Source organism: Halanaerobacter jeridensis, assembly GCF_016908315.1.
Classification (GTDB): domain Bacteria; phylum Bacillota; class Halanaerobiia; order Halobacteroidales; family Halobacteroidaceae; genus Halanaerobacter; species Halanaerobacter jeridensis.
On the sequence record NZ_JAFBDQ010000020.1, the window covers coordinates 40,144 to 47,139 of the forward strand.

Annotated in this window: 7 protein-coding genes and 1 tRNA gene; all 8 read right to left on the reverse strand. The window is 31.3% G+C overall.

Annotation, left to right across the window (positions count from 1 at the left end):
• Positions 1-19 precede the first annotated feature (19 nt).
• On the reverse strand, positions 20-625 hold the full coding sequence (locus tag JOC47_RS13870) for a prepilin-type N-terminal cleavage/methylation domain-containing protein (protein WP_204702876.1): 606 nt from the start codon (positions 623-625) through the stop codon (positions 20-22).
• Between the two features lie 29 nt (positions 626-654).
• Entirely contained in the window at positions 655-1,404 is a 750-nt protein-coding gene (locus tag JOC47_RS13875) for a prepilin peptidase (protein ID WP_204702878.1), read from the reverse strand.
• Between the two features lie 65 nt (positions 1,405-1,469).
• Positions 1,470-1,934 (reverse strand): prepilin-type N-terminal cleavage/methylation domain-containing protein, encoded by a 465-nt coding sequence (locus JOC47_RS13880; protein ID WP_204702880.1) that lies wholly within the window; start codon positions 1,932-1,934, stop codon positions 1,470-1,472.
• Between the two features lie 32 nt (positions 1,935-1,966).
• Positions 1,967-2,368 carry a type IV pilin protein gene (locus JOC47_RS15820; RefSeq protein WP_275579437.1) on the reverse strand — a complete coding sequence of 134 codons (402 nt, stop codon included), beginning with the start codon at positions 2,366-2,368 and terminating at the stop codon, positions 1,967-1,969.
• Between the two features lie 103 nt (positions 2,369-2,471).
• The gene (locus JOC47_RS13890) at positions 2,472-3,695 is read right to left on the reverse strand and encodes a type II secretion system F family protein (protein ID WP_500683578.1); all 1,224 of its coding nucleotides are present in this window, start codon (positions 3,693-3,695) and stop codon (positions 2,472-2,474) included.
• 16 nt (positions 3,696-3,711) lie between these two features.
• Entirely contained in the window at positions 3,712-4,764 is a 1,053-nt protein-coding gene (locus JOC47_RS13895) for a type IV pilus twitching motility protein PilT (RefSeq protein ID WP_204702882.1), read from the reverse strand.
• 11 nt (positions 4,765-4,775) lie between these two features.
• Positions 4,776-6,470 (reverse strand): type II secretion system ATPase GspE, encoded by a 1,695-nt coding sequence (gspE, locus tag JOC47_RS13900; RefSeq protein ID WP_204702884.1) that lies wholly within the window; start codon positions 6,468-6,470, stop codon positions 4,776-4,778.
• Positions 6,471-6,850: 380 nt separating this feature from the next.
• Positions 6,851-6,927 (reverse strand) — tRNA-His (locus JOC47_RS13905).
• Positions 6,928-6,996: the final 69 nt, after the last annotated feature.

Here is a 6,996-nt window from a genome sequence, read left to right on the forward strand (position 1 = left end):
TAATCACCTTCTATTAAATTTAACGACGTGTAATTAAAGTTGATAACTGTTTCTGCTGCATATTATTAGACCGATCCAAGTATTTAACTTCTATACTTACTGTTTTTATTTCCTTAATTTCTATTTCATTGCCACTACTATCTTTAACTAGATCACCATCACTATCTCTCTTTTTATATTCTTCGATTTTAACTACTGCCATCATATTCTCTTTTTTTATAAAAATATTATTCGCGCCATTAATACCTAAGTTATCTGCTAATTTTTCAAATGCATCAGAACTATTCCCATCGTCATCACTATTTAAGCTAGCTATTATATCATTAAAATTACTATAGTATCCATTCAATCTCATCCGAATATGAGTAGGGCTAAATGCACCTGTTTCTGTTTCATCACTATAATTAGTACGATCGTAGCCTTCATTATTTACCATATCTATACTTACAGATTTGATATCTTCGCTAATTCGTTTAGCAAACGATAAAGCTTGAGCTGACTTTTCATTTTTTACAGTCGCTTTGAAATTATAAACAAAAGTACTAGCTATAGTAAGTAAAGAAACAGTTAAAATTGCAACTACTACAACAATTTCAATAATAGTAAATCCATCTTCTTTTTTCATATCACTACCTCCACAACTGATTGATATACTTACATAATTAATCTCAAATACCAATCAATAATCACTTGACCATAAAAAATCATAATTATTGTCCCTAGAGCAATCAACGGTCCAAAAGGCAATTTAGATTTACGAGTCTTCTTGCCTGCTAATAATAAAAACAAAGCAATTATTGAACCCAACAAAGAACCTAAGAAAATACCAAGCAAAGTCAATTTGGGGCCAATAAAAGTTCCAATCATAGCAGCAAACTTAACATCCCCAATTCCCATTCCGCCTTTAGTAATTACGGCAATTAATAATAAAAACCCAGCTGGAATCAATAATCCTAACAAAGCTAACTTAATAGAAATATAATTGAAGATTAGACTAAATATAAGACCAATAATAATACCAAAGTAAGTTATTTTATTAGGAATAATCTGCAATTGTAAATCTATTATACTGCTTGCTATTAATAAACTAATCAACAGCATCAAGACCCCAAGTTTTACAGTTAAAGAAAATTTTAGATATAAACCCAAAAATAAAAAAGCAGTTAATAATTCTACCACTGGATACTGCCACGAAATTTTTTCTTCACAATACCGACACTGTCCTGTAGTCCATAAAAAACTAACTACTGGTATTAAATCATAGTATTTAAGCTGTGTTTCACAATTAGGACAATATGATCTTCCAAATGTAATTGATTGTTCATTAGGAATTCGATAAATTACTACATTTAAAAAACTACCAATCATTAATCCAAAAATAAATATTATGATTTGTATTAGCATTTGATTCCTCCAATTTTCAACATATTATAGTTACTCAGTGTAGATACACTGAGTAACTATATAAATTAATTAGTAACTGTAACACCATTATTAGTTTCTAATGTAACAATAGTACCGCCAGAATTAGGAACATTATATTGTAATTTATAATCTACTGCAACTCCATTTGGATTGCTCAGTTTACCTTCTCCACCATTAGCAATACTACCAGCATTATCATAATCTGTATTATTTATATCTTGAATTTGCTCACTAGAAGCATATCCACCAGTTTGAAGAGCACTTAAAGAATTTGGATATTTACCATTATCAATATAATACATCTCCATTGAAGTTTGAATACTTTTAAACTCACTCTGTACTGCTGATACGTTTGCTTTGCCTCTTACACCTGTCAACTGTGGAATTGCCACAGCAGCTAAAATACCAATAATCGCAATTACAATCATCAATTCAATCAAAGTAAATCCTTCTTCACAACTAAATACACTAGCAAATTTTTCTTTAACTTTATTAATTATAATCGCCACCTTCTTAGAATTATTATTATAATTTATTTATATTAATTAGTAACTGTAACACCATTATCAGCATTTAATGTAACTGTTGTAGAAGTATTAGGAACAGGATATTTCAACTCATATCCTCCACCAGTAGTTGCAGTAAGTGAAGCCCCCGTAGCATCATCATATTCAGTTCCATTCATATCTTGTATTTGTTCGGTAGAAGCATAATCTCCACTTGCCAAGTCAGCTAAATCAGTAGCATATGAACCATTATCAATATAATACATCTCCATTGAAGTTTGAATACTTTTGAACTCACTCTGTACTGCTGATACATTTGCTTTACCTCTTACACCTGTCAACTGTGGAATTGCCACAGCAGCTAAAATACCAATAATCGCAATTACAATCATCAATTCAATCAAAGTAAATCCTTGTTCTCCATTCAACTTAATCATTTTGTACATCCCCCTCTAAAATTTAATGAATTTTTTAATATTATTACAAATTAGATCTTAACTTTTGTTCTTAATTCTTCACCTCCTTAATAAACTCGTCTCTTTAAATACTACCGATCATATTAAACATCGGTAACATAATTGAAATTACTATTCCACCAACTACTAAACCCAAGACTACAATTAAAGCTGGTTCAATTAATGAGACTACAGTTTCAATTCTGTGTTCCACTTCCCGATTGTAAAAATAAGTTACTTTTTCTAACATTTGAGCTAAAGCTCCTGTTTCTTCTCCTACGCGAATCATCTGCAACACCATTTGAGGAAAAATACCATTAGCAGCCAAAGGATCAGCTATACTTTCTCCTTCACTAATACTTTCTCTTGCTTCAGTCACTCTATCAGCAATAATCCGATTAGTCATTATTCTACTAACTACATCTAGACTATCAATAATTGAAACTCCACTTTCAATTAATACTGCTAAAGTACTAGTAAAACGAGCTACAGCAATTTTAGTAATTAAATCCCCGATTAATGGAGTTTTTAATAATAATCCATCAATTAATCGCTCTCCTTGCTCTGTCTTATAATAACGATATAAAGCCAACATTGCTGCAAGTATGATTCCTAAAACTGCTATACCACCTACTCCAGATAAAAAACCACTTAAGTTTAGTAATATTTTAGTCGGCAGTGGTAAAGTTACATCCATATCATTAAACATATTAACAAAAGTAGGTAAGATACCAATTACTAAAAATGCTACTACTCCTATAGCAACAAAAGAAATTACTGCTGGATAAGCAAGAGCTGAAGTAACTTTTTGCTTTAAATCATTTTCATTTTCAAAATGATCAGCCATTTCTTCTAAAGATTCACCAAGTAAACCACCTGTCTCACCAGCTTCAACCATACTAGTAAATAACTGTGGAAAAATATCACTTTCTTGCTTTAAAGCTTTAGATAATGACATTCCACTTTCTACATTATCTTGGACTGAAATTGTTGCTTCTTTTAATTTGTAGTTACTAGTTTGCTGGGCCAAAATCTCTAATGACCTAACTAATGACAATCCAGAATTGATCATTGTAGAAAACTGCCGACAAAAAACTGCTAGGTCACCTAAACCTACACCTTTAATCTTCTTGAAAAATTCTCCAATTCCTTCTTTTTTTTCTTCTAATTCCAATTTAGTGATATAATATCCTTGATCTTTTAATTTGTTGGCAGCTAATCTTTCATTCTCGGCCTGGATTTTCCCCTTTAAATTATCCCCTTGATTAGTTCTAACCTCATAATAAAATAATTGTGGTTGAGCGATAATAGATCACCTTCCTTTTTCAAATTAAGCTCTCTAGAGTTTCTCTATTTAAAGCTCTAGTTAATGCTTGTTCCCTATTTATTTTTCCTTGACGATAAAGATCACGCAAAGAATAATCCATAGTATGCATCCCACTTTGCTTACCTGTCTGCATTACGGATTCAATTTGATGAACTTTGCCTTCTCGAATTAGATTTCTAACTGCTGAATTAGCCATCATCAATTCAGTAGCTAAAACTTTATTCCGCCCATCAATAGTAGGTAATAATTGCTGAGATAAGACCCCCATTAAAGTCAATGATAACTGACTTCTGATTTGGCTTTGCTGATGTGGTGGGAAGACATCAATAATTCTATCAATAGTTTCAGAAGCGCCATTAGTATGTAAGGTTGCTAATACTAAATGGCCTGTCCCTGCTGCAGTTATAGCAGTAGAAATAGTTTCTAAATCTCTCATTTCTCCTACCATAATAATATCTGGGTCCTGTCGTAAAGCAGCTCTTAATCCATCAGCAAAACTATCTGTATCTTCTCCTACTGCTCTTTGATTAATAATCGACTGCTCATGACTATGAGTATATTCAATCGGATCTTCTAAAGTAATTATATGTTTATCATCTTGGCTATTTATTAAATCAATCATAGCAGCTAAAGTAGTAGACTTACCACTTCCAGTTGGGCCAGTTACTAAAAACAATCCTCGAGGTTCAGTAATAACATCTTTAACCTTCATTGGAACCCCTAATTCATTTAATGATAGAATTTTATTAGGAATTATTCTAAATGCTATAGCAGGATTCCCCCGTTGATAATAAACATTAATTCTAAAACGGTACTCATTCCACTGGTAACCTAAATCAGTTTGTCCCTCTTTTTGCAATTCTCTTTTCTTTTGAGAATTTTTTGGTAGTAATTCAAGAACAAAGTTTTCTAAATCTTGAGGAGTTAATTTTTCATTCCCCACTTTATTTAAGCTACCATTTACTCTAATAATTGGCCTGATTCCAACAGTTAAATGTATATCAGAAGCTCCAACATTGACTCCTCTTCTTAATATATTGACTAATTTCATTACTTTCACTCCTAACTTAATTGCACCTTAGTAACTCGCTTAGCTTCTTCAATAGTAGTTAATCCTTTGCCGACTTTACGTAAACTTGAAGTCTCTAAAGTATCCATTTCATCTTCTTTAGCTGCTTCTTCTATTTGCTCAGCAGAAGCACCACTAACTACTAGCTCTTTGATTTTAGGTATCATCTCTAAAATCTCATGAATTGCTGTTCGACCTTTATATCCAGTTTCATTACATTTTCTACACCCAACACCTTTATATAATTCAATACTATCTTCGCCAATACCTAAATAATCCTCTAGTTCTGGATCTACTAACGGATCACTCTCTTTAACTTTACAATTCGGACAAATAGTTCTTACTAATCTTTGTGCCATTACTCCACTAACAGAGGAAGCTACTAAAAAAGGTTCTACTCCCATATCAATTAATCTAGTTAAAGCACCAGCAGCATGATTAGTATGTAATGTACTAAAAACAAGGTGACCAGTTAATGCTGAATGCACAGCCATTTCAGCAGTTTCTTTATCTCTTATCTCTCCTACCATAATTGTATCCGGATCTTGTCTTAAAATTGATCTTAAACCAGTAGCAAATGTAAGTCCTGCTTTAGGATTAGTCTGCACTTGATTAATGCCTTCTAATCTATATTCCACTGGATCTTCAACAGTAATAAGATTTTCATCAGAATTATCTAAAGTACTTAAAGCAGAATATAGAGTAGTCGTTTTACCACTACCAGTTGGACCTGTAATCAAAATCATACCATGGGGTTGATCAATCATCCTTCTAAACATAGTTTTATGCTGGGGAGAAAACCCTAATTGATCTAGGTCTAACATCAAATTACTTTTATCTAAAATTCTTAATACAATTTTTTCTCCTCTTACAGTAGGCAAAGTAGAAACTCGCAAGTCAATCTTTTTACTATTAACTATTATCTGAATTCTACCATCTTGAGGGACACGTCTTTCTGCAATATCTAAATCAGCCATAATCTTCATTCGTGATACCAAAGCAGCATGAATATCTTTAGGAATATTCATTTCAGTGTGTAAAATACCATCTATTCTATATCTAACTCTTACTTCACTTTCCATAGGTTCAATATGAATATCACTGGCAGTAGTTTCTACTCCATCACGAATAATATTATTAGCTAATTTAACAACTGGAGCTTCATCAACCATTTTTTTAAGTTCTTCCACTTCTTCCTCACTTACAGTTTCAAGTTCTCCTTCATCCATATCACTAACAAACTCATTAACTAAATCTTCATTGCCAAAATGTTGCTTTAAAGCTCTATTAAGTTCTGATTCTAAGGCAATTACAGGATCTATTTCATAACCTGTTTTAAGTCTAATATCATCAATTGCCATTACATCCAAGGGATCAGCCATTGCTACGGTAAGTGTGTTATCTTCTTTTTCTATGGGAATAGCTTTATGTTTTTCAGCCATTGATTGTGAAATTTCTTTAGCTATTTTAGGATCAACTATGATATCACTTAAATCAACTTGGGGGATACCCAGCTGAAATTCTAATGCTTCTACTACATCTTCTTCATTAATAAGACCCATATTCTTTAATACTTCACCTAAACGACTATCTGTTGTTCTTTGTTTTTTTAATGCTTGATTAAGCTGATCTTCAGTTATAAATCCAGCCTCAACTAAAATATCTCCTAATCTTTTCTTTTTTATCATTATTAAATTCCCCCACTTTGAAATAATTACTTATTAGATAAGCAACAAATAAAATATTTATATCATGTTTATTACAAAAAAACCATTTTTAATCATCTATAGTAAAATTATTCTATTTATCTTTTGATTGTCCTTCATTAAAATTAAATTTATTAACTTTTATTTACATCTTATTCATAATATATAAGTTAATAAATAATTATAGAGGATATAGCTTTCATTTAATTAAAAAAATAGTATCTTTAGTAAAAATATTCTATTTATCTTTTAATTCTCCTTCTTTTTAGTAAAATTTTTCAAAAAATAAAAAAACTCCTCTATTAGGAGGAGAAAAACAAAAAATAAAAAATACTCCCATTTAAGGGAGTATTAATTTTAATTGGGGTGGATGACGGGATTTGAACCCACGGCCCCAGGAGCCACAATCCTGTGCTCTAACCAACTGAGCTACATCCACCACATTATAAATGAAAAAATTAAAAGTAAGAATTAATAATTTATTTTTACAAAAATCTATTTTTTCATT

Bases quoted from the DNA above. Each gene is read 5' to 3' on its own strand.
- JOC47_RS13870 (WP_204702876.1), bottom strand. From the start codon at position 625: ATGAAAAAAGAAGATGGATTTACTATTATTGAAATTGTTGTAGTAGTT.
- JOC47_RS13895 (WP_204702882.1), bottom strand. From the start codon at position 4,764: ATGAAATTAGTCAATATATTAAGAAGAGGAGTCAATGTTGGAGCTTCT.
- gspE (WP_204702884.1), bottom strand. From the start codon at position 6,470: ATGATAAAAAAGAAAAGATTAGGAGATATTTTAGTTGAGGCTGGATTT.
- JOC47_RS15820 (WP_275579437.1), bottom strand. From the start codon at position 2,368: ATGATTAAGTTGAATGGAGAACAAGGATTTACTTTGATTGAATTGATG.
- JOC47_RS13875 (WP_204702878.1), bottom strand. From the start codon at position 1,404: ATGCTAATACAAATCATAATATTTATTTTTGGATTAATGATTGGTAGT.